The 25,791-nt window shown below is 32.8% G+C and carries 27 protein-coding genes; 21 read left to right on the plus strand and 6 right to left on the minus strand.

What is annotated here, in order from left to right:
- The first annotated feature begins 1 nt into the window (after nt 1).
- The 6 genes from DFR54_RS07625 (at nt 2) to DFR54_RS07650 (ending at nt 3,438) form a co-directional block, all read left to right on the plus strand.
- Complete coding sequence (locus DFR54_RS07625; protein WP_114289716.1) at nt 2-736, plus strand: class I SAM-dependent DNA methyltransferase; 735 nt, start codon at nt 2-4, stop codon at nt 734-736.
- 56 nt (nt 737-792) lie between these two features.
- Nucleotides 793-1,971 carry a nucleotidyltransferase gene (locus DFR54_RS07630; RefSeq protein WP_114289717.1) on the plus strand — a complete coding sequence of 393 codons (1,179 nt, stop codon included), beginning with the start codon at nt 793-795 and terminating at the stop codon, nt 1,969-1,971.
- Nucleotides 1,972-1,973: 2 nt separating this feature from the next.
- Nucleotides 1,974-2,300 (plus strand): DsrE family protein, encoded by a 327-nt coding sequence (locus DFR54_RS07635; protein ID WP_086342420.1) that lies wholly within the window; start codon nt 1,974-1,976, stop codon nt 2,298-2,300.
- 105 nt (nt 2,301-2,405) lie between these two features.
- Nucleotides 2,406-2,636, plus strand: coding sequence for a DUF3955 domain-containing protein (locus DFR54_RS07640; RefSeq protein WP_114289718.1), 231 nt, complete (start codon nt 2,406-2,408; stop codon nt 2,634-2,636).
- A 103-nt stretch (nt 2,637-2,739) separates the two neighbouring features.
- Nucleotides 2,740-3,204: a DUF2975 domain-containing protein gene (locus DFR54_RS07645; protein ID WP_086342422.1), complete on the plus strand. Its 465-nt coding sequence runs from the start codon at nt 2,740-2,742 to the stop codon at nt 3,202-3,204.
- An 18-nt stretch (nt 3,205-3,222) separates the two neighbouring features.
- Entirely contained in the window at nt 3,223-3,438 is a 216-nt protein-coding gene (locus tag DFR54_RS07650) for a helix-turn-helix domain-containing protein (RefSeq protein WP_086342423.1), read from the plus strand.
- Between the two features lie 20 nt (nt 3,439-3,458).
- On the opposite strand, the gene fni is transcribed toward DFR54_RS07650, so the two are convergent.
- Genes fni through mvk form a run of 4 tightly spaced genes read right to left on the minus strand, consistent with a single transcriptional unit; the run spans nt 3,459 to nt 7,567 of the window.
- Nucleotides 3,459-4,499, minus strand: a complete 1,041-nt coding sequence (gene fni, locus DFR54_RS07655; RefSeq protein WP_114289719.1) for a type 2 isopentenyl-diphosphate Delta-isomerase — start codon at nt 4,497-4,499, stop codon at nt 3,459-3,461.
- The gene (locus DFR54_RS07660) at nt 4,499-5,608 is read right to left on the minus strand and encodes a phosphomevalonate kinase (protein WP_086342425.1); all 1,110 of its coding nucleotides are present in this window, start codon (nt 5,606-5,608) and stop codon (nt 4,499-4,501) included. The genes fni and DFR54_RS07660 overlap by 1 nt, the downstream gene beginning before the upstream one ends.
- A 14-nt stretch (nt 5,609-5,622) precedes the next feature.
- Complete coding sequence (gene mvaD / locus DFR54_RS07665; RefSeq protein ID WP_114289720.1) at nt 5,623-6,621, minus strand: diphosphomevalonate decarboxylase; 999 nt, start codon at nt 6,619-6,621, stop codon at nt 5,623-5,625.
- Nucleotide 6,622: 1 nt separating this feature from the next.
- Nucleotides 6,623-7,567: a mevalonate kinase gene (gene mvk / locus DFR54_RS07670; RefSeq protein WP_114289721.1), complete on the minus strand. Its 945-nt coding sequence runs from the start codon at nt 7,565-7,567 to the stop codon at nt 6,623-6,625.
- Between the two features lie 317 nt (nt 7,568-7,884).
- Here mvk and DFR54_RS07675 point away from each other — a divergent pair, with 317 nt between their 5' ends.
- On the plus strand, nt 7,885-8,910 hold the full coding sequence (locus DFR54_RS07675; RefSeq protein WP_114289722.1) for a branched-chain amino acid aminotransferase: 1,026 nt from the start codon (nt 7,885-7,887) through the stop codon (nt 8,908-8,910).
- A gap of 34 nt (nt 8,911-8,944) precedes the next feature.
- On the opposite strand, the gene DFR54_RS07680 is transcribed toward DFR54_RS07675, so the two are convergent.
- Entirely contained in the window at nt 8,945-9,688 is a 744-nt protein-coding gene (locus DFR54_RS07680; protein ID WP_114289723.1) for a peptidylprolyl isomerase, read from the minus strand.
- A gap of 156 nt (nt 9,689-9,844) precedes the next feature.
- Between DFR54_RS07680 and DFR54_RS07685 the strand changes: the two genes are divergently transcribed.
- From DFR54_RS07685 to DFR54_RS07730, 10 genes are all read left to right on the plus strand, one after another.
- Complete coding sequence (locus DFR54_RS07685) at nt 9,845-10,936, plus strand: DUF871 domain-containing protein (RefSeq protein ID WP_114289724.1); 1,092 nt, start codon at nt 9,845-9,847, stop codon at nt 10,934-10,936.
- Between the two features lie 98 nt (nt 10,937-11,034).
- On the plus strand, nt 11,035-12,009 hold the full coding sequence (locus tag DFR54_RS07690; protein WP_114289725.1) for a DUF4003 family protein: 975 nt from the start codon (nt 11,035-11,037) through the stop codon (nt 12,007-12,009).
- Nucleotides 12,010-12,111: 102 nt separating this feature from the next.
- Nucleotides 12,112-13,425 (plus strand): GTPase ObgE, encoded by a 1,314-nt coding sequence (gene obgE / locus DFR54_RS07695; RefSeq protein ID WP_086342432.1) that lies wholly within the window; start codon nt 12,112-12,114, stop codon nt 13,423-13,425.
- A 231-nt stretch (nt 13,426-13,656) separates the two neighbouring features.
- Nucleotides 13,657-14,442: a metal ABC transporter ATP-binding protein gene (locus DFR54_RS07700; protein WP_376716403.1), complete on the plus strand. Its 786-nt coding sequence runs from the start codon at nt 13,657-13,659 to the stop codon at nt 14,440-14,442.
- The gene (locus DFR54_RS07705; RefSeq protein WP_114289726.1) at nt 14,442-15,299 is read left to right on the plus strand and encodes a metal ABC transporter permease; all 858 of its coding nucleotides are present in this window, start codon (nt 14,442-14,444) and stop codon (nt 15,297-15,299) included. The genes DFR54_RS07700 and DFR54_RS07705 overlap by 1 nt, the downstream gene beginning before the upstream one ends.
- Nucleotides 15,286-16,248 carry an Mn/Fe ABC transporter substrate-binding lipoprotein EfaA gene (gene efaA, locus DFR54_RS07710; RefSeq protein WP_167798930.1) on the plus strand — a complete coding sequence of 321 codons (963 nt, stop codon included), beginning with the start codon at nt 15,286-15,288 and terminating at the stop codon, nt 16,246-16,248. The genes DFR54_RS07705 and efaA overlap by 14 nt, the downstream gene beginning before the upstream one ends.
- A 146-nt stretch (nt 16,249-16,394) precedes the next feature.
- Nucleotides 16,395-17,336, plus strand: a complete 942-nt coding sequence (gene rnz, locus DFR54_RS07715; RefSeq protein WP_114289727.1) for a ribonuclease Z — start codon at nt 16,395-16,397, stop codon at nt 17,334-17,336.
- 3 nt (nt 17,337-17,339) lie between these two features.
- Nucleotides 17,340-18,143, plus strand: coding sequence for an SDR family NAD(P)-dependent oxidoreductase (locus DFR54_RS07720; protein ID WP_114289728.1), 804 nt, complete (start codon nt 17,340-17,342; stop codon nt 18,141-18,143).
- Nucleotides 18,144-18,155: 12 nt separating this feature from the next.
- Complete coding sequence (locus DFR54_RS07725) at nt 18,156-18,566, plus strand: LapA family protein (protein WP_086342437.1); 411 nt, start codon at nt 18,156-18,158, stop codon at nt 18,564-18,566.
- A gap of 297 nt (nt 18,567-18,863) precedes the next feature.
- Nucleotides 18,864-20,057, plus strand: a complete 1,194-nt coding sequence (locus DFR54_RS07730) for an FtsW/RodA/SpoVE family cell cycle protein (RefSeq protein WP_086342438.1) — start codon at nt 18,864-18,866, stop codon at nt 20,055-20,057.
- Nucleotides 20,058-20,094: 37 nt separating this feature from the next.
- Here DFR54_RS07730 and DFR54_RS07735 read toward each other — a convergent pair whose 3' ends face one another.
- Complete coding sequence (locus DFR54_RS07735; protein WP_086342439.1) at nt 20,095-20,748, minus strand: metal-dependent transcriptional regulator; 654 nt, start codon at nt 20,746-20,748, stop codon at nt 20,095-20,097.
- A 150-nt stretch (nt 20,749-20,898) separates the two neighbouring features.
- Between DFR54_RS07735 and DFR54_RS07740 the strand changes: the two genes are divergently transcribed.
- The 4 genes from DFR54_RS07740 to nifJ all read left to right on the plus strand — a co-directional run bounded on the left by DFR54_RS07740 (nt 20,899) and on the right by nifJ (nt 25,786).
- The gene (locus DFR54_RS07740) at nt 20,899-21,252 is read left to right on the plus strand and encodes an arsenate reductase family protein (RefSeq protein WP_114289729.1); all 354 of its coding nucleotides are present in this window, start codon (nt 20,899-20,901) and stop codon (nt 21,250-21,252) included.
- A 12-nt stretch (nt 21,253-21,264) separates the two neighbouring features.
- The gene (locus DFR54_RS07745; protein WP_282957100.1) at nt 21,265-21,549 is read left to right on the plus strand and encodes a glycine cleavage system protein H; all 285 of its coding nucleotides are present in this window, start codon (nt 21,265-21,267) and stop codon (nt 21,547-21,549) included.
- Between the two features lie 184 nt (nt 21,550-21,733).
- A complete protein-coding gene (locus DFR54_RS07750; protein WP_114289731.1) occupies nt 21,734-22,180 on the plus strand; it encodes a flavodoxin in 447 nt (148 codons plus the stop codon).
- Between the two features lie 72 nt (nt 22,181-22,252).
- Nucleotides 22,253-25,786 carry a pyruvate:ferredoxin (flavodoxin) oxidoreductase gene (gene nifJ, locus DFR54_RS07755; protein ID WP_227289194.1) on the plus strand — a complete coding sequence of 1,178 codons (3,534 nt, stop codon included), beginning with the start codon at nt 22,253-22,255 and terminating at the stop codon, nt 25,784-25,786.
- Nucleotides 25,787-25,791: the final 5 nt, after the last annotated feature.

The raw sequence follows: 25,791 nt of genomic DNA on the forward strand, positions 1-25,791 counted from the left end.
AATGGCTACTTACGAAACTTTTGCTAAAATCTATGATGAGGTCATGGATGAAAACCTGTATCTTGATTGGCTAGATTTTACGTGTCGTCATTTACATAAAAAACAACAAAATCTTTTAGAGTTAGCCTGTGGTACAGGAATTTTATCTGTGGAGTTAGCTAACCTTGGTTTTAATGTAACAGGATTAGATTTATCAGAAGAAATGATAGAACTAGCACAAAAAAGAACTTCATCAGATGATCAAGGATTATCATTTGTGGCTGGCAATATGCTAAGTTTAACTGATAAAAATAAGTATGATGCTGTTACTTGTTATTCTGATTCTTTATGTTATATGAAAAATGAATCAGAGGTTGCTCAAGTTTTTGCTGGTGTTTATGAGAGTCTAAAAGAGAATGGCACTTTTTTATTTGATGTTCATTCAACTTATCAAATAGAAGAGGGATTTGCTGAGTATAGTTATCACTATCAAACAGATGATTTCGCCTTTTTATGGGAAAGTTATCCTGGAGATGAAGAGTATAGTATTGAGCACTTCTTAACGTTCTTTGTTTCTGATAAACAAGGTAAATTTGAGCGATTTGATGAATTACATGAAGAGAGAACCTATGATTTAACAACTTATAAAAACTTGTTAAAACAGGCTGGCTTTACATCAGTTGATGTCTTTGCTGATTTTGAAGATCATCAACCAGATGAAGAATCAAAACGTTGGTTCTTTGTGTGTAAAAAATAAAGTTAAAAGCTGTCTGTCCAAATCAGGATAGTCAGCTTTTTTTGTGAGGTGAAAGAGTGAAAAGTTGTGGTGTTATTGTTGAATACAATCCATTTCATAATGGGCATAGGTATCATTTGGAAGAGGCTAGAAAAGAATCGCAAGCTGACGTCATTGTTGCTGTAATGAGTGGTAATTTTTTGCAACGCGGTGAACCAGCTATTATTGATAAATGGCAACGAGCTGAAGAAGCCCTGAAAAATGGAGCGGACTTAGTGATTGAGTTACCTTTTGCCTATGCTGTTCAATCAGCAGATTATTTTGCAAGAGGTGGTGTGAGTTTGCTGCATCATTTAGGTGTTGATGCTTTATGCTTTGGGACAGATAGTTCGTCAGATTTAGATTATGAAAAATTTGGTATTAGCCACATAAGAAACGAAGAAACAATCAATCAATTGTATCAAGAGATAAAAAATAACGGTCAAAGTTATCCTCAACAAATGACTGAAATTTATCGCAAGCTTTTACCAGAATGGTCACTGGATTTTTCTTCTCCTAACCATATTTTAGGTATGGGCTATGCAAAAGAAAATGCCAAGTTTCAAAAGTCAATGAAATTAATTCCCATAAAACGAGTTGGAAATGCTTATCATGATGAGGAAGTATCTCATCAAGAGTTTGCCAGTGCTACATCTATCAGAAAAGAAACTTTAGCAGGTCATTTAGATGCTCTAAAAAATGTTTTACCAGAAAATATGATAAAGACATTAAGTCATTCAGAATTAATTGATTGGGAGAAAGCTTGGCCGCTCTTAAAGTATCAATTATTAAGTAGTACAACTGAGGAGCTAAAAGAAATTTATCAAATGGTAGAAGGTTTAGAGTATCGATTTAAAGAAGGAGCTAAAAAATCAAATTCCTTTAATGAATTTATGGAAACTGTTAAGAGCAAACGATATACTTGGACGAGAATACAGAGGTTATGTTTGTATGTGTTACTTCAAATAAGAGAAAGTCAAATTAAGTCTGTTTGGGATAACAATTATTTAAGAGTTTTAGGATTTAATGATACAGGACGTCAATTTTTAAAACTGAAAAAGAAAGATTTGTCTGTTCCACTAATTACTAATATAAATCAAAAAAATGAATTGTTACTAGAATTAGATATTCAAGTAGGAAGAATTTATGCTCTTTTATTTGAAGAATACCAGGAGCAGGATGTTTATAAAATGCCAATATATATCAAGGAGGAATAAAAATGAAAGTTGTGTTTCACGTTAATGAATTAGAAAAATGGTCTACAGTAGTTGGAAATATTAATAACTTATTAAAAGCTGATGCAAAAATGAAAGCTATTGAAATTGTTGCAAATGGTGAAGCAGTAAAGGGATATTTACAAGCAGATTTAGGAATAGCTTTACATGAACTAGCAGAGAAAAGAGTCATTTTAAGCTCTTGTCAAAATGCAATGAATCATTTTGAGATGACAAAAGAAACTCTACCTCCTTTTGTAGGAGTAGTGCCTGCAGGTGTTTTAAGATTAGTAGAATGTCAGACAGAAGGATATGCTTATATTAAATCTTAAGAATATTATAAAACAACACATTTTTATCGTTAAACGATAAAAACATGTTGATTTGCGATTTATTTGTTGCTATATTTAAGCTATCAAAAGAAAGAAGGTTTTAATATGACACAGACAAATAAAGCACCTTTATTAACTAAAATTTCTCTCGTTTTTTTCATACTAGGTTTACTAAGCTTAATAACAAAAAACTTTATGCCAGAGTGGGTAGATGCCTCAGGAATGTTACATGAACCCTATTTTTTTATGATTCCTATTGGCTTTTTTAGTGTCTTTTTAGGTTTAATATTAGGTTCAGTCGCTTTTATAAAAAATATGACAGGGTTAAAAAAATAAATAAGAAGCTAAGACGAATACATTTCTCGTCTTAGCTTCTTATTTTTTAAAACTAGCAATATGTTATAATGACGAAAGATAACTTAAAGGGGATTAGTTTAGTATGTCGGTGAAAAAAATTAATACTTTATTTAAATCAATTATTATTATTTTAGGTTTGAGTGGGGCAAGCTTATTATTATTTGTGGCTCCGAAAATCTCTAACTATTTAGAGGGTTCATCAACAAACCTCATCATTCAATTTTTATTTTGGTTAACAGCTATACCTGTTTTTTATATCTTAACTAGTTTATGGAAAATAAGTTCAGACTTAGGGAAAAATCAAATGTTTACACAGAAAAATAGTCAAAGACTTGTAAAAATAGCTTATGCAGGGCTTGTTGAAAGTAGCATCTACGCTATTGCCACTATCATTGGTTTATTTCTTTTTAAAGGTAATTACCCTTATCTTTTAATTTGTTTCTTTTTCTTCTTTTTAGGACTTGTGATAGCTATTATTTCGTCACTCTTGTCCTATATTTTTGAAATGGCTAGTCAGCTTAAAGATGAAAATGATTTAACTATATAAAAGAAAGGGTGACAGAAAATGCCAATTCGAGTAAATCTTGATGTGATGTTAGCTAAAAGAAAAATGTCTGTTACTGAACTTTCAGAACATGTGGGTATTACAATGGCTAACTTATCTATTTTAAAAAATGAAAAAGCCAAAGCTATTAAGTTTTCTACACTAGAAAAAATTTGTGAAGCTCTAGATTGCCAACCAGGAGATATTTTAGAATATGAAAAAGAGACTCAGACATAAAATAATGTCTAAGTCTCTTTTTAGTTATGATTAAATAAAATACGGCGTTCTTTACACCAATTGTTTAATTCAGGAGAAAGTACAAGAGCTTTTTTCTCGATGTCCTCGATTGATTTAGCACCAACTAAAGCCATTAAAGCTGATAGTTCATACTTCCATTCGTTGACTCGTTTAATAGTTGATTCATTTCCTTTAGTTAAGATCATATGTAAAAATTCACCTGAAATACCAGCAACTTTAGCACCTAAGCCAAAAGCAGCTAACATATGAAGTGGATTTCTAATACCACCAGAAGCAATAAAGTCTGCTTGTTTGCGGTAGAAATGAGCTTCTAGTAATGATTCAGCAGTATTTTGTCCCCAATTAAGTAAATAGTCAAATTCCTTTTCTTCACGGCGTTCATTTTCAATATGAACGAAATTAGTGCCACCACGTCCTCCAACATCAATCATTGTGACACCGATATCTATGAGTTGTTGGATCGTTTCTTTAGACATACCAAAACCGACTTCTTTAACAATGACAGGTACATGAAGTTCTTTAACAATCTCTTCAACGTTAGATAACCAGTTTGTAAAGTTACGATCACCCTCAGGCATGACAATTTCTTGAGGTGTGTTTAAATGGATTTGAAGAGCGTCAGCCTCAATCATATCAACAGCGATTTTAGCATTTTCTAAAGAATGGTGAGCTCCTAAATTTGAAAATAAGATACCATTAGGATTCATTTTTCTAACTACTTTAAAACTATCAGCTAACTCCGGATTTTTAATAGCTGTACTAACAGAACCAACCGCCATTGCTAAGTTAGTTTCTTTTGCAATAATGGCTAGATTTTTATTAATAACATGGGCTTTATCACTTCCACCAGTCATCGCATTTATGAAGAAAGGATAGTCTAATGAAAGACTACCCAGTTTAGTTGTTAAATTAACATCATTAATAGACATTTCTGAAAAAGATTGATGAACAAAGCGAACTTGATCTAATCCATTGTCGCTTTGTTGTTGATATTGCATTTCAGCATAATGAATATGTTGATCTTTTCTGTTCCAACTCATCACTTTTCCTCCCAAATAATTGACTCATAATTAGTCATTTTTTCTTTGTAGACTTGTAGTGGTAAATCTACAATCCCTTTTTCTCTCCAAGCAGTAATCATTGGTAGGATTTCATCTTGTTGATTGAATAAAACAATTCCACAATCACCACCACCAGCACCAGATGATTTAGCAGCACCATTAAAACTTTCTGCAATCGTACAAAGATCAGTTAAAGCATCTGTTTCAATATTAACACGACTTTTAGCAGCCAAAGACTTTAATAAATGACGATTAATTCGAATACCTTGTTGAATTTTTTCAATATTCTTTTCTTTAAAGGCTTCAATAATCCACATAACACATTGATAGCTATCATCTAAAAACTGTTTGTAAAAATCATACATATCGTTTTGCTCATCATGTAATTGGTCTACTAAAGAAGTTGTAGAAGCAGGAGAACCTGTCCAGCCAATTAATAAACGTAAATCAGCAGGAGCTTTTAAAGGTTCAATTCTTAGTTTTGGCCATTTTTCTGTTACAAGCTTACTAATTTTCTCGCGAGTGCTTAATTTTTCGATGACCCATTCTTTTTCAAAACAAGAATAAGCAATCCAACCACCGTAAGAACTAGCAGCTAAGTCACCAAAAGAGCCATTACTATTTAATGATAAGTGAGTAATAGCAGCTAATTTATAAAGCAGCTCCGATGTGTAATCAATCTCATATAATGAGAGAATAGCTTTAATCGTTGCAATTGTAACAGCTCCACTTGAACCAAGACCATATTTACGACCATCTTTATTATCTAATTCACTTTCAATGGTCAAATCAAAATATTTTAAGTCATAGTTTAATTCTTGTAAATATTGCTCAACAAGAGTAACTGATTTTGTAATATAAGAAAATGGATTTTCCCGTTCATCCATGTAAAATTTTCCGTTTTTTCTGGTCCACGGAATGGAAATTCCGTTAGAATAGCTAGAACAAATACTACCTTGTTTGTCCGCTTCTTTTAATGTAACTGTAATAAATTGATCCAGGGCAACAATTAAAGCAGGATGACCGGGTTCTAAAACCGCATATTCACCTGCAATATATAGCTTTCCTGGAGCACTTGCTTTTATCAAGAAAAATCTCTCCTTTAGTAATTCCATTCAGAGTCACTTAATAATTTTATACCTTCACCAACTGTTGTTGGAATAATTTGTTCACGTTTAAATTCTTTTAATAGTAATTCTTCAATTTTTGTCATGTCAGAAGCTTTGCATAACACTTTAACATTTGGGCCAGCATCCATTGTAACATAGCAAGGAATACCCATTCCACGTATTTCTTTGACTGTTTGAATAGCTTTAACACTATCAGGTTCCCAGTAAGAAATAGGAGGAAATGCTCCTAACATAGTTGCATGCATTTTCATTCCGTTTGATTCAGTGATCTCACCTAAGGTAATGAAGTCTTTTTGCTTAATTGCATCTTTCATTTTTGTAAGGTCACTAGTAGCAGTTTCCACCCATGAAGAATAAAAAGGAGAGGTAGCAATTGTTTGTTTCATTCCAACACGACTAGAAAGTTTTTTTCGTCCTGTATTAACAGCAATGACTATCATTCCAATATCCCAAGAAGCATCATCAACAGGAATAGCATGACTTGTTTCGGATAAATCATCTTCACCCATATACCACTCAACAAAGCCACCGTAAATACTTCGAGTCGCACTACCACTACCACGTCTAGCGTATGTTGATAAGGTTTTTGGATCTAGGTTAAGACCACTTGCTTGGTTCATAGCACCAGCTAATGCTGAAAAAGCAGAAGCTGATGAGGCAAGTCCTGCAGCAGTCGGCACATGATTATAACTCTTTACACATGCTTTTGTCTCCATGTTTACTTCATTTCTAAATAAATTTAAGAATTTTGTAATCTTTTCAGTCTCTTTTTTATCTTGTTTAACGTCATTTAGAAAAAAAGTATCTGATGTAAAGTCAGAATCGAGAACGACTTCAGTATCTGTGTAAAAAGCATCTAATGTTAATGAGAGGCTACTATTCATTGGTAAAAATAGCTCATCATTTCTTTTTCCCCAGTATTTAATTAAAGCGATATTCGTATGTGCACGACATCTTCCTACTTGTCTCATGTTAACTACCTCTCATTTCATAAACCCATGTTTGTTTAGCACCAGTATTTTTTAAAGCTAAACTAATAGATTCCGCATCTTTTTTAGTTTTAGCAAGGGCAATCATACAACCACCACGACCACCACCAGTTAGTTTAGCACCTAGAGCTTTATTTTTCATAGCAGTTTCAACTAAAAGGTCAAGTTCAGGGCTAGATACTTCAAGTTTTTGTAGCAGTCCATGAACTTTCGACATCGTATCTCCCAGTTTGTCGCCTTGATTTGTTTCTAAATAAAAACGACCTTGATTTGCTAAAATGCCTAACTCTGTGATAGCTTCTTTCGCCCATTCTTTAGAAGAGTCAGAAACTTTTAGAGCAATACTTTCAACAGCTTCTTTTGTTTGTCCAGTTACACCAGTATCACCAACAATTAGAAAACCATCTAAATTCATATTTAATTTTTCAAATTCTTTTCCTTTAATAAAATAAAAAGGAGTATAGCTACTAGTCATTAAAGCATCTAAGCCACTTGGATTACCATGAGCAATTTTTTCAGAAATATGAACAATTTCTAGTAATTCACTTTGAGTTAAATTAGCTTTAAAAAAATCAAACAAGGCTCTTGTTGTAGCAACTGAAACAGCAGCACTAGATCCCATACCTCTTTCAGCAGGGATTTGGCTATCAATAGTTAGGTGTAGTCTAGCCTCACTCTGATTTAATCTAGCTAAACAAACACGAATTGTTTCTTTTAAGCTCTCTAACAACTCTGGCATTTCATCTAACAATCCATGGTAAAAATCACAGTCAATTCGAGTTGGCTCACTTGTTTTAACGACAGTGGCGACTACTTTTGTTCCTAAAAAAGGAATCGCAATCGAAGGCTCTCCGTAGACAACAGAGTGCTCACCAAGTAGAATGATTTTTCCATGGGATTCACCAATTCCCTTAGATGGATGATTCATAACAAAACTCCTTTAACAAATCTCTTATATAACGCATTAATAGGTAAAATCTACCTCAACTGATTTAGTTTAACATAATTAGACATAATAAAAAATATCTGAAATAAAAAGAGTTTGTTCAGATATTACTTTATGATTGATTTAAAAGAACACTACTTATAATAACTAAAAAAACAGGAACTTCCTATCTCAATTGGTATTTGTTAAATAAATCTTATATTGTTTTTAAAACTTTTTAAGGATAGATTAAAAATAAATGAGAAAAATGTAACAAGGTGTGATAGAATAATAAAAAGTGTAAAAGGTGGTTACGTTAAATGGTAGATATAAATTGGGAAGAACTAGGTTTTTCATACATAAAAACTCCTCTAAGATACCTTTCTTACTGGAAAGACGGAGAGTGGGATGAAGGTGTTTTAACAGAAGATAATCAATTACATATTAGTGAAGGCTCTCCTGCTATTCATTATGGTCAGCAATGTTTTGAAGGATTAAAAGCTTATCGTTGTAAAGATGGTTCAATAAACTTATTTAGAGTGGATCAAAATGCTAAAAGAATCAATACAAGTGCACGTCGTTTGATGATGCCTGAGATTCCAGAAGAAAAATTCATTGAAGCAGTTAAACAAGTGGTTCTAGCTAATCATGAATATGTGCCGCCTTATGGTTCAGGAGGAACTCTTTATCTACGCCCATTACTAATTGGGGTAGGGGATTCTATTGGTGTGAGTCCTGCTAAGGAATATATTTTTACTTGTTTTTGTATGCCAGTTGGACCTTACTTTAAAGGTGGGATGAAACCAACAAACTTTATCGTGTCAGATTATGACCGTGCTGCACCAGTTGGAACCGGAGCTGTTAAAGTTGGTGGAAACTATGCCTCAAGTTTATTACCAGGTTCAGAAGCGAAAGAAAGATCTTATTCAGATTGTATTTACTTAGATCCTCAAACTCATACTAAAATTGAAGAGGTTGGTTCAGCAAACTTCTTTGGAATTACAAAAGATATGAAATTTATTACACCAATTTCGCCATCTATTTTACCAAGTATTACAAAATACTCTCTACTTTATTTAGCAAAAGAGCGTCTAGGGCTTGAAGCTATTGAAGGAGATGTAAAATTAAGTGAATTGGATCAATTTAGTGAAGCTGGTGCTTGTGGTACTGCTGCTGTGATTTCACCAATTGGCGGGATTCAATTTGATGACACTTTCCATGTGTTTTATTCAGAAGAAGAAGTAGGGCCAATCACTCAAAAGCTTTATGCAGAATTAACAGGTATTCAGTTTGGTGATGTTGAAGCCCCTGAAGGTTGGATTACTAATTTAAGCATCAATAAATAAAAAAACGTTAGGAGAAATAAATTCTCCTAGCGTTTTATTTTGCTTCTTGTAAAATATTGATTTTCTCAATTTTAATGTCTTTGGCAGGTTTGTCACCAGCTTCAGTTTCAGCAGCTGCAATTTTATCTACAACATCCATTCCTTCAACTACTTGACCAAAAACAGTATGTTTACCATCTAAATGGTGAGCACCACCGTTAGCATAAGCATCAATGATTTTAGTCGGAACATCTTCAGCTAAAATACCATCAGAAATGTCGTCTTTATTTTGAACAATAAAGAATTGGCTACCATTTGTTCCAGGGCCAGCATTGGCCATAGATAGAGCACCTCTTATGTTATAAAGTTGATTTGAAATTTCATCTTCAAAAGAATCACCCCAAATACTTTCACCACCCATGCCAGTACCATCAGGGTCGCCACCTTGAATCATAAAGTTGTTAATGACTCTATGGAAGATAACTCCATCATAGTAGCCGTCTTTAGCATGAGTTAAAAAGTTTTCAACTGTTTTTGGAGCTTGTTCTGGGAATAATTTAATTTTAATATTTCCTTCAGTTGTTACCATTTCTACAAGTGCTTCGTTCTCAGCTACTTCTGGGTTTAACTGAGGTAATTCAAGAGAATTAAGATCTACTTTTTCTTTTTGAGAAGTTGATGTTTCAGTAGAAGCTTTTGTTCCCTTTGAGCTATTTGTGTTCCCATTACCACAGGCACCAAAAAGTAATAGAGTTGCCATTAAAGAAGCAGAAGCAATAATTAATTTATTTCGTTTCATGAGTTTATTCCTTTCGTTTTTAGGGGATTATTTCTTATTAATAGTAACAAAAATAACAAAGAGTGACAACCATGTTTCTAATTAAATGGTCTATACAATCGTATTTTATAATGTTATAATGAATGCGTATTCTAAAATTTTAGGAGGGTTTCATTAATGGGAAAATTAGGTATTTCGATTTATCCAGAGCGTTCAACTTTTGAAAAGGACAAAGCATATTTAGACTTAGCACACAAATACGGTTTTAAACGAGTGTTTACAAGTCTACTGCAAATTGCGGATGATAAAGATAAAGTAATTGCAGAATTTAAGAAAGTTGTTGATTATGCAAATGAATTAGGATTTGAGGTTATGGTAGATATCAATCCAGCTTTATTTGATCAGTTAGAAATTTCTTATGATGATTTATCATTTTTCCATGAGTTGGGAGCAGATGGTATCCGTCTTGATATTGGATTTACAGGTGCTGAAGAAGCTAAGATGACCCGTAATCCATACGGTATTAAAGTTGAAATTAACATGAGTGGTGGAACTAAATATGTTGATAATATTATGAGTTACTCACCAAATACAAATAATTTACTTGGTTCTCATAACTTCTACCCACATCGTTATTCAGCACTAGGCTACGAGCATTTTGTTGAATGTTCTAAACAATTTAGACAATATAACATAAATACAATGGCTTTTGTTAACTCGCACGATGCAACTTTTGGACCATGGCCAACTCAGGATGGTCTATGTACATTAGAAGAGCACCGTGATTTAGAAATTGCAACTCAAGTGAAACATTTTATGTTAACAGGCTTGATTGATGATATTACAATTGGTAATGCTTATGCATCAGAAAAAGAATTAAAAGCAATGTCAGAGGCATTCTTTGCTGATAATCCTAAAATTAAAGTAGATGTTTTAGATACGATTACTGAAGATGAGCGTGTCGTTTTATTTGAAAACTTACACCGTTACCGCGGAGATCGCTCAATTTATATGCTACGCTCAACTATGACTCGTATTAAATATAAAGATTTACCATTCCCAGCAACTAATACACCAGATATGGTTAAAGGTGATGTTTTAGTTGATAATGTTGGTTATGGTCAATATAAAGGTGAAATGCAAATTGCTTTAAAAGAAATGAAAAACGATGGACGTGTAAACGTTGTGGCTCGCATTTCAGAAGATGAATTATTCTTATTAGATTTCTTAAAACCTTGGTCTAACTTTGAATTAATCGAAAATAAATAAAATTTGAGGCAAATCGATTTATCGGTTTGTCTTTTTGTTTATCTTTCATAGAATTTAGGCTATCATAGTCTAGAAGATATATGAAAGGAAGCATCTAGATGAACCAAGAAGAGATCATTGCTCTTTTAGAAAAAAATTATGACATATTAAGCCAAACGAATGCTAAATGGTTAGATAAACGTGTTAAATATTTATTAGCTAGAATTTTTACAGGACAAAAGGAAATAATGCCGATTGAAGATTTTGAATGGCTGGATATAGCACTTTTACATAAAGCAGGGATTTTTAGCAGTTTAACCAAAGTCACTAGACAAACACTTACAGGATTAATGATTTCTAGTAGTAAAAATTCAGTTGAAGGAATTGAGGAGTTATTCTTTAATAAAAAAATACTTAAAGACAACGGTTTTAAATCATCAAGTTCAACGTATTTTGCTTCGTATCAATTATTTTTTTCAGATAGTGATAAACGAATTGAAATAGCTAAAAGAGGTCACTTAATATATGAGGGATTGAAAAAAAGTCATCCTTTTATTACAACAAGCAATGATTACAGTTCAATCATATCTTTAGCCCAAGCTGAACAACTAAACCATTTAAGTGAAGAGAAGGTGTGCCAGTTAATTGAGTTTTATTATGAGGCCTTACAAGAAATTGGCTTAAAAAATAAAAATAGTTGTTTGGTTGTGTCAACTCTTATAACCTTGTTAACAGGAGAATTAGATGAGAAATTTATGACAGCTATCAATGAATTAATTCTATTTTTTGAAAAAAATAAAATTAAAATAAAAAGTGCTCATTTTGTACCTTTAGTATCTTTAGCCTATATAATGGAAGAAACAAAAGAAATTGACTTAAATGAATTACTTATTTTTATTGAAGAAATAGAAGAAAATATCAAACTGTATTTTGAAACAGACTATAAGCAAGCGTTGGCGATTAGTTTATTTGTAGAAAGTAAATCAAGAGCTCTCAATAAGATAAATTTAATGACACTTTCGGTATCTTTAAACCGAATTATTGTTCAAGAGCAAACGATGTTAGCAGATAACACAGTGACCCTACTTAGTTAAAATAAAATAAAATTTGTTAGAAAATCGCAATCAAATTGGACAAACAAGCAGGTAACAGATACAATAATGAAGAGATTTTTTTAGGATGAGGAGGACAAAAAGATGTCCATGTTTTTAGATCAGGTAACAATTAATGTAAAAGCTGGTAAAGGTGGCGACGGAATGGTTGCTTTCCGCCGTGAAAAATATGTACCAGACGGTGGTCCAGCAGGTGGAGATGGTGGTAAAGGTGGTAGTGTTATTTTAAGAGTTGATGAAGGGTTACGTACCTTAATGGACTTTAGATTTAACCGTCATTTTAGTGCCACACCAGGTGAGAATGGTATGAGTAAAAGTATGCACGGTCGCGGTTCAGAAGACCGTTTTGTTAAAGTGCCACCTGGAACAACTGTAAGAGACAAAGAAACAGGAGCTTTATTAGGTGATTTATTAACTCATGGTCAAGAGTTAGAAGTTGCTCGTGGAGGACGCGGGGGACGTGGTAATATTCGTTTTGCTACGCCAAGAAATCCTGCACCAGAAGTTGCTGAAAACGGGGAACCGGGTCAAGAAAGAGAAATTGAACTAGAATTAAAAGTTTTAGCTGATGTTGGTTTAGTAGGATTTCCTTCTGTTGGTAAATCAACGATTCTTTCTATCGTATCAAAGGCAAGACCAAAAATTGGAGCGTATCACTTTACGACTCTTGTACCAAACTTAGGAATGGTGGCTACTGGAGATGACCGGAGTTTTGTTATGGCTGACTTGCCAGGGTTAATCGAAGGAGCATCACAAGGAGTAGGACTTGGAACTCAGTTTTTACGTCATATTGAAAGAACGAGAGTTATTCTACATGTTATTGATATGAGTGGAATGGAAGGCCGTGATCCTTTTGAAGATTATTTATTAATTAATAAAGAGTTAGAATCACATAACCTAAGATTATTGGAACGTCCACAAATTATTGTAGCTAATAAAATGGATATGCCAGAAGCAGAAGAAAATCTAAAGGAATTCAAAAAACAAATTGAAGCCTTAAAAGAAGATGAGTTTAGCGACGGTATCCCAATTTTCCCAATCTCAAGTGTGTCACGTACAGGAATTGAGCCGCTACTTAAAGCAACGGCAGATTTAGTAGATATCACACCAGAATTCCCAATGTATCAAGATGAAGAAATTGAAGAGGTTGTTCATTATCAATTTGTTGAAGATGAGCCAGACTTCCAAGTGACTCGTGATGATGATGCAACTTGGGTATTGTACGGAGCTAAGTTAGAGAAATTATTTATTATGACTAACTTTGACCGTGAAGAAAGTATTATGAAATTTGCACGTCAGCTTAGAGGTATGGGTGTTGATGAAACACTACGTAGCATGGGAGCTAAAGACGGTGACTTAGTAAGAATTAAAGAATTTGTCTTTGAATTTGTAGACTAAAGTTTAAGAACTAGTGAGAGATTCTCATTAGTTCTTTTTTTGTAAAAAAAATTTTATCGTATTTATATAGTAGTAAGTTGAAAAAAGTTATCAGAAGAAAGTTTTCTGATAACTTTTTTGTGTTTTTTGCTTGTGATAATGAATCTCATTTGTTATACTTTATTTAAGAAGTTTAGGCAAACCTAAAAATATAATTAATAAAACCAAAAGGGAAGGAGCGTTATCAGTATGATGAATGCTACGACAGCGTCAGCAGTGATGCACGAAGACTTAACTAAAAAGCCAATTGATGTAAACCATCTAACAGTGGCTTACCAACATAAAAAAGCAATAGAAAATGTAAGTGTTTCTATTCAACCAGGAAGAATCACAGGAATTATCGGTCCTAACGGTGCTGGTAAATCAACTTTTCTAAAAGCAGTAATCGGCTTAATAAAATCTGAAACAGGCCAAGTAGGAGTTGGTGGTCAATCTTTAGATGTTATCAGAAAACGAATTGCTTATGTAGAACAAAGAAGTGCTATTGATTTAACATTTCCGATTAAAGTGGATGAAACAGTTCTTTTAGGAACTTTTCCAAATCTAGGTTTATTTAGAAGACCTAAGAAAGCACAAAAAGAAAAAGTGATAGAATCTCTTAGACAAGTTAAAATGGAAGATTTCGCTAAACGTCAAATTGGTAATCTTTCTGGAGGACAATTGCAACGAGTGTTTATTGCAAGAGCTCTAGCACAAGAAGCGGATATAATTTTCTTAGATGAACCTTTTGTAGGAATTGATATGGTTAGTGAAAAGCTAATTGTAGATTTATTAAAAGAATTACGTGATCAAGGTAAAACAATAGTAATTGTTCACCATGATTTACATAAAACTAGAGAGTACTTTGACAACTTAATCATATTAAATAAAACTTTAGTTGCTGAGGGTAGTGTTAATCAGACATTTACGACAGAAAATATTCAAGCTGCATATGGAGAATCTATGGGTGAGATTATTATCAAGGGAGTGAATGATTAATGATTCAAAATTTTATTAGTGGTTTAATGGAATACCAGTTTTTACAAAATGCATTGATTACATCAATTATTGTGGGGATTGTATCAGGGATAATAGGAAGCTTTATTATTTTACGTGGAATGTCATTAATGGGAGATGCTATCTCTCATGCTGTTCTTCCCGGTGTAGCGATTAGTTACATGATGGGAATGAATTTTATGATTGGAGCCTCAATATTTGGTATGGCTGCAGCAGGACTAATCGGCTTTGTTACACAAAAAAGTAAGATAAAAAATGATACTTCAATCGGAATTGTTTTTAGTTCATTCTTTGCCTTAGGAATTATCTTAGTCTCTTTTGCTGAAAGTTCAACAGACTTAAACCATATCTTATTTGGAAATGTGTTAGCAGTTAGACCAAGTGACATGTACACAACTCTTGGTGTAGCAATTGCTGTTATTGTTTTTGTAGCTTTATTTTATAAAGAACTACTTGTAAGCTCGTTTGACCCTGTAATGGCACAGGCGTATGGCTTAAAAGTACAAGTTATACATTATGCATTAATGTTTTTCTTAACACTAGTTGCTGTATCTTCACTTCAAACAGTAGGAACAGTACTAGTAATAGCGATGTTAATTACACCTGCAGCAACAGCCTATCTTTTAACAGATAAATTATCTATTATGATTGTTGTTGCAAGTCTTTTAGGAGCTATTAGTGCAGTGGTAGGTTTATTCTTTAGCTATTCATATAACTTAGCTTCGGGAGCTACAATTGTGTTAACATCAGCTGTATTTTTCGTTATTGCATTTATATTTTCACCAAAACAAGGAATTGTATTTAAAAGAAAAGAGGAACTGATCATTGAAGAAAATTAAATTATTAGCCGTAACATTTGCAGCAGCTCTTGGAGTAGTAGCTTTAACTGCTTGTAGTTCGGGAGAAACGAAAAAAGAAGAGGCAAAAGACAATAAAGCAAATGAAGAACAATTACTAAAAGTAGTGACAACTAACTCAATTTTAGAAAATATGGTTGAAGAAGTTGGTAAAGATAAAGTGGATATTCATAGTATTGTACCACGTGGTAAAGATCCTCATGAACATGAACCATTACCAGAAGATATTGCAAAAGCAACAGATGCAGATGTTATATTTTTTAATGGATTAAACCTTGAAACAGGTGGAGACGGTTGGTTTGTTAAATTAATGACAACAACGAAAAAAGAAGAAGGTAAAGATTATTTCGTTGTTAGTGAAGGTGTTGAACCAATGTATTTAACAGGTGAAGGACAAGAATCAGAACAAGACCCTCACGCATGGTTATCACTTGCAAATGGTGTGAAATATGTTGAGAATATTACTAAAGTGTTAGTTGAAAAAGATCCAGAGAATAAAGAGTTTTATGAAAACAACTCTAAAGAGTATATTGCTGAATTAAATAAATTACATGAATCAAGTATTGATAAATTTAATGATGTACCTAAAGAGAAGAAATTATTAGTAACAAGTGAGGGAGCATTTAAATATTTCTCAAAAGCATACGGATTAGAAGCTGCTTATATTTGGGAAATTAATACTCATGACCAAGGAACACCTGAACAAATGAAGGCTGTTTTATCAAAAATTAAAGAAACTGAAGTACCATCATTATTCGTAGAACAAAGTGTTGATGCTCGTAGTATGGAAGCTGTCTCAAGAGAATGTAAATTACCAATTTATGAAACAATTTTTACAGATTCTTTAGCTAAAAAAGGCGAAACAGGAGATACTTACTTATCAATGATGGAGTGGAATTTAGATAAAATCCATGAAGGGTTAATGAAATAGAAGTGAATCAAAAAGTTGAGATGAAAAAATCTCAACTTTTTTTCTGTTTTGTTTTAATAAATGACAAAAGCTTGATACAATAGGGAAGAATATGATTACTATTTAATAGTTATTTAAATTAAAATATAGAGAAAAGTAGGATTAAAATGGAACTACAATTTTTAGGGACTGGTGCTGGTGTACCGTCAAAACAAAGAAACGTAACAAGTATTGCATTAAAATTATTAGATGAGAGAAATGAAATTTGGTTATTTGATTGCGGGGAAGGAACACAACAACAAATTTTAGAAACAACTATCAAACCTCGAAAAATAGAGAAAATTTTTATTACCCACTTACATGGTGACCATATTTTTGGTTTACCTGGTTTACTTAGCAGTCGTTCATTTCAAGGGGGAGAAACTACTTTAGAAGTATACGGTCCAAAAGGAATTAAAAATTTTATCCAAACAAGTTTAAAAGTTTCAGAAAGTCATTTGAAATATCAATTAAATGTTATTGAAATTGAAGAAACTGGACTTATTTTAGAAGATGGTGGCTTTAAAGTTTATTGTGAAGAGCTAGATCACCGTATTAAATGCTACGGTTACCGAGTGGAAGAGCCAAATTTCCAAGGTGAGTTGCAAGTTGAGAAATTAAAAGAGTTAAATATTCCAGCTGGACCTGTTTATAAAAAAATCAAAGACGGTGAAATAGTAACGTTAAATGATGGTCGTGTGATTGATGGCAAAGATTTTATTGGTGAATCTAGAAAGGGACGCATTGTAACTATTTTAGGTGATACAAGATTCCATCCAAATAGTCAAAAATTAGCAAAAAATGCAGATGTTTTAGTTCATGAAAGTACATTTAGTGCTGATGAAGGGAAAATGGCTAAAAGTTATTTCCACAGTACATCAACTCAAGCAGGAACAGTTGCTAAGGAAGCTGGTGCTAAAAAATTAGTCTTAACTCATATTAGTGCAAGATATCTAGGGAAGGCTGTCTATGAGCTTGAAAAAGAAGCTAAATCTGTTTTTAAAAATACAAGAGTGGTCAAAGATTTTGATATTGTTGATATTCCTTTAAAGAAAGATGAGGTCGATTAATTCATGAGCAAGGTATTTTCTGATTTATCTGGTAAAACTGTCTTGATCACCGGTGCCTCTAGTGGCTTAGGAGAAAGTATTGCTTACGAAGTTTCTCGAAAAGGAGCTCGTGTTATATTGTGTTCAAGACGAGAAGAAGAACTTCTAGCTTGCTTAAAAAAATGTGAATCTATCTCGAATCAAAAAGGTGCTTTTTACCCAATGGATATTTCTAACTATGATGAAGTAGAGTTAGTTTTAGAAAAAATAAAGTCTGACTTTGAAGAAATTGATGTACTGGTTAACTGTGCAGGCATGGGATTGTTCCAACCCTTTTTAGAATCGAACTTTAAAGACACAGAAAAAATGTTTTCTGTTAACGTACTTGGGTTAATTTATTTAACACAGCGAATTGCGTTAATGATGGCTGAAAAAAATAGAGGTCATATTATTAATATTGCTTCTCAAGCTGGTAAAATGGCAACACCAAAATCTAGTATTTATGCCGCAACTAAATTTGCAGTGATTGGTTTTTCAAATAGTTTACGATTAGAAATGAAACCCTTAGGTATTTCTGTAACTACTGTTAATCCAGGGCCAATTAAAACACCTTTCTTTGATTTAGCAGATCCAACAGGTAATTACTTAGAGTCAGTTGGTAAGTTTGTTTTAGATCCAGAAGTGTTAGCTAAAAAAATAGTTAAAAGTATGGGAACTTATAAGCGAGAAATTAATTCACCTTATATAATGGAATTAGGTAGCAAATGTTATCACTTATTCCCTCACGTAGGAGATTATTTAGCAACCCATGTTTTTGATAAAAAATAGGAGTGAAATCGAATGAAAAACACAACTAAAATGTTCATCATTTTAATATTAGCCTTTATTGTTGTTTTATTTTCAGTTATTAATGCTCAACCAATTGATGTTAACTTTTTAGTAACAAAAGTATCATTACCACTTGCGGTTATTTTAATAGCAGCAGTTTTAGTTGGAGCTTTAATTGTCTTTATTGTTATGGCTAGTAGTATTTGGCAAAAGAAACGCCAGATTAAAGAATTAAACCAAAGTCTATACAACAAAAACAGTGAATTAGAAGAAGGACAAGCCACTGAAGTCATTGCTTTAAAAGAAGAATTAAGACAAAAAGAATTAGAATTATCAGATTTAAAACATCGATTAGTTAATGATATGATGTCAGATGATACTTTAAAAGTTAGTGATTGGTCTGATTTAATTGATGAAGATTAATAAAAATTAAATAAAAAAATAAAGGACTGTGACATAAGTATGGCCACAGTCCTTTATTTACAAACTAAACGATGTCACAGAAGTAGCTTCTTCGGAAATAAGCCGAAAATCACAAAAATTTGAAGAACAATTTTCGTGATTTCCTTCTTATTTCTTGAAGCTGAATACTTCTGTCACAACCTCTTTTTAAGAAATCGTAAGGATATAAGAAATCAAATTCAAATTGCTATACTAAGAGGTAAAATTTATTGTATAATGTTAGTTATATTTGAAAACACGTTAGAAAAGAGAGGAAACATGGAACGAATAAAAAAGCGACAAATTAAACAAATTGATTATGGTATTTTACTTCCTGTCTTTTTATTATCCGTCATTGGTATGATGTCTTTGTATGTGGCTCTTGATAAAGATGCTGGAGTAAAATCTATGGTCTCTCAAATGCTTCAACAAGGGTTGTGGTATGTTCTTGGAGGAGTGGCGATTTTTGTAGTTATGCAGTTTAAACCAAAAACACTGTGGAAATTAACACCATTTGGTTATGTATTAGGTTTAGGTGTAATGACGGCACTACTCTTTTTTTATGATGTCACTTTAGCCACAAGAACAGGTTCTAAAAACTGGTTTAGATTTGGTAGTTTAACCTTTCAACCAGCAGAACTAATGAAAATTGCTTATATATTAATTCTTGCCTATATTGTCACCAGTCATAATTTGAAAAACAAAAACCGAACCTTGAAGACAGACGGCATGCTAATCTTGAAATTATTTTTAGTTACTATACCTGTTGGTGTGTTGTTACAATTACAAAATGATTTTGGAACAATGTTAGTGTTTATCGCTATTTTAGGTGGCGTATTTATTATGTCAGGTATCTCTTGGCGTATTATTGTACCTGTAACAATTTCTTTTGTTGTACTTGGAGCGCTCGTTTTATACTTAGTTACAACAGATATGGGAAGAGAGTTGTTAAGTAAGATTGGTGTTGAAAGCTATCAATTTGCTCGAATTGATTCTTGGTTAGATCCTTTCCACGATGCAACAGGAAATTCTTACCAACAAGCTCAAGCCTTAAAAGCCATAGGTACAGGTGGCATTGCAGGTAAAGGGTTTAATGTTTCTGATGTGTATGTCCCTGTTAGAGAATCAGATATGATATTCTCAGTTATTGCGGAAAATTTTGGTTTTATTGGTAGTACATTTGTTATTATCTTGTACTTCATTTTGATTTACCGTATGATTCGTGTGTGTTTTGATACTAATAATGAATTTTTATCATATATTGCAACAGGTGTTATTATGATGATTTTGTTCCATGTTTTTGAAAACATTGGTGCAAACATTGGGTTACTTCCTCTAACAGGTATTCCGCTTCCTTTTATCAGCCAAGGAGGTTCGGCCTTAATGGGGAATATGATTGGTGTTGGATTAGTGATGTCAATGAGGTATCAGTACCAACCTGAAAGTAACTTTGAATATGAATTAAGCTATTAAAAAAATCTCGAAAGAATTACTTCTTTCGAGATTTTTTTTAATATGAAAAGATAATTTGTGCTTGTTTAAAGCTAATGTGATGGGTGTCAGTTTTATCGTTAATTGTAAATAACATTAACTCATTAAAATCATCAACTTCCGTAATATGAATCGTATCACCAATGTTCAAATCAATGGTGCTCATATAATTTAAAATACTTGTATCATCCATCACACGGCGAACTTCTGGAGATTCACCTTGTTTAAATTGAGCAATAGGTTTAACTGCTTTTTCAATAAATACCTCATCATTTGGAATAATACCTCCATGAGGACAAGTTTCTGGTTCACCTAAAAACTTATATAATCTTGCGAAAAAGACAGGGTCTTTCACATGCTCTAATTCTTCTGAGAGATTGTGTAAGTCATGTAATGAATAGTCTAATTTATCATATAAAAAGGTTTCAACAATGCGGTGGTTTCTAATGATGCCAGCAGTAATGTTGATGCCAGCTTCGGTTAATTTCACGCCAGTGTATGGTTTGTAATCAATTAAACCGTCATTTTGTAATTTTTCAACCATTTCAGTTACTGAGGCAGGAGAAAACCCTAAATGAGTTGCTAATGTTTTATTTGAGACAAACTCATCAATGCCATTATTTTCATAAATTGCCTTTAAATAGTCTTCTTTGTTGCTTGATGATTTTTTCATTGTTTTCCTCCTACAAATAATCAAGGGAAAAAATTTCCTTCTAACTAATATATTTTACCACATTTTTACCAATTTATAAAAAAAATTGCCAAACACTTTTTTTAAGGTATGCTATACTAAGAAAAGCATAATTGAAAGTGAGGCAAAATAATGGCAACTTTTTATTGGTACCCAAAATGTTCAACATGTAAGAAAGCGAAAATCTGGCTTGATGAGAACAATATTAGTTACGATATGATTGATATGATTAAAGAGCCACCAGCAAAAGATCTATTAATAACTTGGATGGAAAATAATGATTATCCAATTCGCCGTTTCTTCAATACAAGTGGAATTCGTTATAGAGAACAGGGACTAAAAGATTTAGTTGGAGAGTTCTCAATGGATGAAGCCGCAACTAGATTAACTGCTGATGGTATGTTAATCAAACGACCTATTATGGTTGTAGACAATAAAGTTTTATTAGGATTTAAAGAGGCTGAATACGTAGAGCTCTTTTTATAGGAGGAAATGAAAATGGCTGAAGAAAATTTATGGCTTAAAGAAGAAGATGGAGTTGTGACTGTAGGTTTAACAGCAGTTGCTCAAGATGATTTAGGCAGTATTAGTTTTGCTATGCTACCTAAAGTCGGAACAGTTGTTACAAAAGGTGACAGTGTAGTAGAACTTGAAGCTGAAAAAGCTGTAGTTGAATATGAAACACCTGTTTCTGGAACAGTTTCTGAAATTAATGAAGCTGGACAAAAAGATACTAAAATTTTAGATGAACCAGATGCTTGGTTATTTAAAGTAACGAAATAAAGAAAGATGTCATTATGGCATCTTTTTTATTTTGTTTTTAATTTATTAATAAATAACATTAAATCTTTTATATTTTTTTCACATTTTTACTAATAAGAGTTCATATTATATTAGTTTTATGTTAAAATCTAGATAAAATAATTTGTGAAAAATTTTATAAATTGAAAGATTAGGTGAATAAATAATGGCTTTAGCGAAAATAGTTTATGCAAGTATGACTGGAAATACTGAGGAAATATCAGATATTATTGAAGAAAAATTAGAAGATGAAGGTTTTGAAATAGAACGTGAAGAATGTTCAGATGTAGATTCCGATTTTTTTGAAGATGCAGATGTTTGTATTGTAGCAACTTACACATATGGTGATGGAGAACTACCATTTGAATTTGAAGATTTCTTTGAAGATTTAAAAGATGAAGATTTAAGTGGTAAATTATTTGGTGTTGTAGGCTCTGGTGATAAAGAATATGGTGAATATTACTGTCAATCGGCGAGAGATTTTGTGGAACAATTCAAGAAAACTGGTGCAATTCAAGGTGCAGAGTTAGTTTGTATTGAAAACAATGCTGAGGACGAAGATATTGATTTGCTACAAACATTTGTTGAAGAATTAAAATCAAATCTAGCTTAGTAAAGAGTTGTGACTTAACTTTGTCACAGCTCCTTTTAGTTACAAATTCAATATATAAAAGAGGGAAAATAAATGAGTAAGCAATATGTGACAATGGATGGAAATACAGCAGCAGCTTATATATCATATGCTTTTAGTGAAGTATCAGCTGTTTTTCCAATTACACCCAGTTCAACTATGGCAGAAGTAGTTGAAGAATGGTCAAGTAAATCAAGAAAAAATATGTTTGGTGAGCCACTTAAAGTAATTAACATGCAATCAGAAGCAGGAGCTGCAGGAGCAGTACACGGCTCTTTAAAATCTGGTGCTTTAACAACAACTTATACTGCCTCTCAAGGTCTATTATTAATGATTCCAAATATGTATAAAATAGCTGGCGAGTTATTGCCCACTGTTTTCCATGTGGCTTCACGTGCTGTAACTACGAATGCTTTAAGTATTTTTGGAGATCACGGGGACGTTATGGCAGCCAGACAAACTGGTTTTTGTATGTTAGCTGAAAGTTCAGTACAAGAGGTTATGGATTTATCCGCTGTTGCTCATTTAGCGTCATTAAAAGCAAGTTTACCATTTATGAATTTCTTTGATGGTTTTAGAACAAGCCATGAGTTACAAAAAATTGAATTAATTCCTTATGAAACACTAAAAGAATTAGTGCCTTTAAAAGAATTAGAGGCTTTTAGAAATAGAAGTATGAATCCAAATCATCCGACAGTATCTGGAACGGCTCAAAATCCAGATATTCATTTCCAACAGCGAGAAACAATTAATAGTCATTATGAACTTGTTCCAGAAATTGTTCAGTCTTATATGAAAGAGATTAATGAAATAAGAGGCACAGATTATGATTTAACTAATTATTATGGTGATAAAGAGGCAACAGAAGTTATTATTTCTATGGGGTCAGTTTCTCCAACAATAAGACAAACTGTTGATTACTTAAATCAAAATGGTCGTAAAGTAGGGCATATTAATATTCACTTGTATCGTCCTTTCCCAGTAAAAAATTTGTTGGAAAAATTACCTGAAACAGTTGAAAAAGTGGCTGTATTAGACAGAACTAAAGAACCAGGGGCAAATGGAGAACCATTATTATTAGATGTTCAAAGTGCCTTGTATCGTCATAAAAACCGACCTATTATCATTGGTGGAAGATACGGATTAGGTTCAAAAGATGTGCCACCAAATCAAATTAAAGCTATTTTTGATCATCTATTACTTGATGAGGAAGATCTTAAAGAACGTTTTACAGTCGGAATTATTGATGATGTAACTCATTTATCATTACCTGTGACTGAAGTTCTTGACTTAACACCAAGTTCAACATACCAAGCAAAATTTTGGGGTTTTGGTTCTGATGGAACAGTAGGTGCTAATAAACAAGCTATTAAAATTATTGGGAATCATACAGACATGTATGCCCAAGCTTATTTTTCTTATGATTCTAAAAAATCAGGTGGTTTAACTAACTCTCATTTAAGATTTGGTAAGGAACCCATTGATTCAACATATTTAATTGAACAAGCTGATTTTATCGGTTGTCATAATGCGTCTTATATTCATCAGTATGATTTATTAAAAGGCATTAAACCAAAGGGAATCTTTTTATTAAATACAACTTGGAATAAGGATCGTGTTTTAAAATTACTTCCTAAACATTTGAAAAAAGAATTAGCTCGTAAACAAGTAAAATTTTATATTATTAATGCTATGGAAATTGCTCAAGAAGTAGGATTAGGTCGTCGAATTAATACAGTTATGTCTACTGCCTTTTTTGAGTTGACAACTCTTTTAAAACGTGAAGAATTTGTAACTTATTTAAAAGAAGAAGTTTCAGCAGCATACGGGAAAAAATCTCAAGAAATTGTTAAAAGAAATCATCTAGCAATTGATCAAACATTTGATCATTTAATAGAAGTAGAGGTTCCAGCAGAGTGGGCAGAACTTGAATTAAAAGATAAAAAAGTTGATTTATCAAAACCACAATATGTTAGAGAAATTTTAGAACCAATTAATCGTCAAGAAGGAGACAGTTTAACTGTTAAAAATCTTGTTGATAATCAAATGACAGATGGTTCAGTCCCACTTGGAACAACAGCTTATGAAAAACGTGGTATTGCTCTTGAAGTTCCTGAGTGGCAAATGGATGCCTGTACAATGTGTAATGAGTGTGCTTTTGTTTGTCCACACGCAGCTATTAGACCGTTTTTAGCAGATTCAGAAGAATTGGAAAATGCACCAGAAGGTTATTTAGTAAGAGAAATGAAAGGTGCAGATGGTTTGATGTACCGTATTCAAGTATCATTAGAGGACTGTACTGGATGTGGTCTTTGTGTAGATGTTTGTCCTGCTAAAGAAAAAGCTTTGATTATGAAACCTTATGAAGAGCAAAAAGAGGAAGCTCTAAATTGGGCATTTGCTATGACACTAAAACAAAAAGTCAATCCAATTAAGAAAAAAGAAAGTATAAAAGGTTCACAATTTGAGAAACCATTACTTGAATTCTCAGGTGCTTGTTCAGGTTGCGGCGAAACTCCTTATATTAAGCTGCTAACTCAACTTTACGGAGACCGAATGTTAATTGCCAATGCAACAGGTTGTGCCTCAATTTGGGGTGGTTCTGCTCCGTCAACTCCTTATACAACAAATGAGGAAGGACAAGGGCCAGCTTGGAGTAACTCTTTATTTGAAGATAATGCTGAATTTGGATTTGGTATGTATTTAGCAAATCAAACGAAAAGAGAACACCTAGCTCATTTAATTGAAAAAGCTATTACAGATAAAATCGGTAGTTCAGACTTACAAGAATTAATGAAAGATTGGCTTGAAACTAAAGAAGTAGGAGAAGGCTCAAGACAACGTTCAACAAAACTTGAAGCGTTACTAAAAGAAGAAGCAACTACGAATTCTTTACTTGAAAGTATTTTAAGAGAAAAAGATTTATTTGTTAAACCAAGTCAATGGATCATTGGTGGTGATGGTTGGGCTTATGATATCGGATTTGGTGGAATTGACCATGTGTTATCAAGCGGAGAAGATGTTAATATTTTTGTTATGGATAACGAAGTATACTCTAATACAGGTGGACAAACATCAAAAGCAACACCAACTGCAGCTATTGCTAAATTTTCATCTAATGGTAAAAGAACAGCTAAAAAAGATTTAGGTTTGATTGCTATGACATATGGCAATGTTTACGTTGCACAAGTAGCGTTAAATGCTAACCCAATGCAAACAATCAAGGCTTTAGATGAAGCTGAAAAATTCCCTGGTCCCTCATTAATTATTGGTTACGTCCCTTGTATTAATCACGGGATTAAAGGTGGTATGAGCCAAGCTGTCCAAGTGACAAAAGAAGCTGTGGAATCTGGTTATTGGCCGCTTTATCGCTTTGACCCAAGATTAACTGAAAAACGAAAAGAACCACTTCGAATGGATTATAAAAAATCTGATTTTGATAAATTGCCAGAGTTCTTTAAAAATCAAACTCGTTTTTCTGCATTAGAAAATGTGTTAGAGGAAGAAGAAGCAAGTAGTTTGCTTGAAAAATCAGCTGATGAAATCATTGAAAAAGCTCAAACATATAAAGAGTTATCAGGAAAATAAAAAAC

It is taken from the genome of Vagococcus fluvialis, assembly GCF_003337315.1.
GTDB classification, from domain to species: domain Bacteria; phylum Bacillota; class Bacilli; order Lactobacillales; family Vagococcaceae; genus Vagococcus; species Vagococcus fluvialis.